The following is a 2,199-nucleotide window of genomic DNA, read 5'->3' on the forward strand; positions in this document are numbered from 1 at the left end:
GGGCGTGCGGATGAGCAGGTGAAGATCCGTGGGTTCCGGATCGAGCCGGGCGAGGTCCAGGCCGCCGTCCTGGCGCATCCGCAGGTGGCCCAGGCCGCCGTGATCGCACGGGAGGACACCCCGGGCGAGGTCCGGCTGGTGGCGTATGTCGTGGCCGAGGGCGGCGACGGCGCGGCCGTACTGCCGGAGGCGGTGCGGGAGGTGGTGGGTCAGCGGCTGCCGGAGTACATGGTGCCGTCGGCGGTGGTGGTGCTCCAGGAGCTGCCGCTGACGCGTAACGGCAAGCTGGACCGTATGGCGCTGCCCGTGCCTGTGTATGTGTCCGGGCAGGGCCGGGCGCCGGCCACGGTGCGGGAGGAGCTGTTGTGTGCGGCGTTCGCGCAGGTGCTGGGTCTGGAGAGTGTCGGAGTCGATGACGACTTCTTCGTGCTGGGCGGGCATTCGCTGCTGGCGGTGCGTCTGCTGAGCCGGGTGCGGACGATGCTGGGGGTCGAGATGCCCCTGCGGACCTTGTTCGAGGCACGGACGGTGGCGGGGCTCGTGGCCCGGTTCGCTGAGGCCGAGGAAGCGCGGCTGGCGTTGACGGCCGGGGTGCGTCCGGAGCGGGTGCCGTTGTCGTTCGCGCAGCGCCGGCTGTGGTTCCTCGGACAGCTCGAGGGGCCGAGTGCGACCTACAACATGCCCGTGTCACTGCGCATGTCGGGGGACGTGAACCCTGCGGCCTTGAGCCAGGCACTGCGTGATGTGCTCGACCGGCACGAGGTGCTGCGCACGGTCTTCCCCGTGCACGAGGGCGAGCCCTACCAGCTGATCCGTGAAGTGGACGATCTCGACTGGGACCTCGACGTGGTGGAGGTGGCCGGGGCAGAGCTTGAGGGGGCGGTGGCTGAGGCGGAGGGGTATGCCTTCGATCTGTCGGTGGAGGTGCCGTTCCGGGCATCGCTGTTCACCACAGATGCAGGCGCAGGTGTGGGTGTGGGTGAGTGGGTGCTGGTCGTTCTGACGCATCACATTGCGACGGACGGCTGGTCGAGGGGTCCGTTGGCGCGGGATGTGTCGGTTGCCTATGCGGCGCGTTGTGCGGGGCGGGTGCCGGTGTGGGAGTCGTTGCCGGTGCAGTATGCGGATTACGCGTTGTGGCAGCGGGAGTTGCTGGGGGATGAGGGGGATGCGGGCAGTGTGCTGGCCCGGCAGGTGGAGTACTGGCGTGGTGTGCTGGAGGGGGCGCCGCAGGAGCTGGTGCTGCCGTTCGACCGTGAGCGGCCGGCGGTGGCCAGTCACCGGGGACACGGGGCTGCGGTGTCGGTGTCCGCCGAGGTCCATGCGCGGCTGGTGGAGGTGGCGCGGGCCGAGGGTGTGACGGTGTTCATGGTGCTGCAGGCGGTGCTGGTCACGCTGCTGTCCCGGCTGGGCGCGGGCACGGACATCCCGGTCGGGTCGGCGGTCGCGGGGCGGGGTGACGAGGCGCTGGAACCCCTGGTGGGGTGTTTCGTGAACACTCTGGTCCTGCGGACGGACGTGTCGGGGGATCCGACGTTCCGTGAGCTGCTGGAGCGGGTGCGGCAGGCCGATCTCGGGGCGTTCGCGCATCAGGATGTGCCGTTCGAGCGGCTGGTGGAGGAACTCGCGCCGGCGCGTTCGCTGGCGCGGCATCCGTTGTTCCAGGTGGTGTTCACCAAGCAGGACACCATCGAGGCGGTTCTGGATCTTCCCGGGGTCGGGGTGGAGGGGATGCCGTCGGGGACGGCGGCGGCGGCGAAGTTCGATCTGGACGTGCTGGTGGGTGAGGTCTTCGACGAGGACGGCACGCCGGCGGGGGTGCGGGGCGTGGTGAAGGTGGCCGCGGACCTGTTCGACGCGGACACCGCGGAGCAGATCGCGCGGCGCTGGTGCCGGGTGCTGGAGGCGGTGACCGCTGATCCGGGTGTGCGGGTGGGATCGGTGGAGGTGCTGGATCCCGCAGAGCGGGACCGGGTACTGGTGGGCTGGAACGACACCGCGGTGGAGGTGGGGGCTGCGACTCTTCCGGGGTTGTTCGAGGAGCAGGTGGCACGGACGCCGGGGGCGGTGGCGGTGGTCGCTGATGGGGTTGAGGTGTCGTATGGGGAGTTGGATGAGCGGGCGAACCGGCTGGCGCGGTATCTGGTGGGGCAGGGGGTGGGTGCGGAGTCGGTGGTGGGTCTGTGTCTGCCGCGGGGT

Annotated in this window: 1 protein-coding gene; it reads left to right on the forward strand. The window is 70.5% G+C overall.

Features of this window, described 5'->3' with window-relative positions:
• Positions 1 to 18 precede the first annotated feature (18 nt).
• On the forward strand, positions 19 to 2,199 hold a 2,181-nt coding region (locus ACFW01_RS38345), incomplete at its 3' end, for a condensation domain-containing protein (protein WP_384511483.1).

This window comes from Streptomyces sp. NPDC058985 (assembly GCF_042740985.1).
GTDB lineage: Bacteria > Actinomycetota > Actinomycetes > Streptomycetales > Streptomycetaceae > Streptomyces.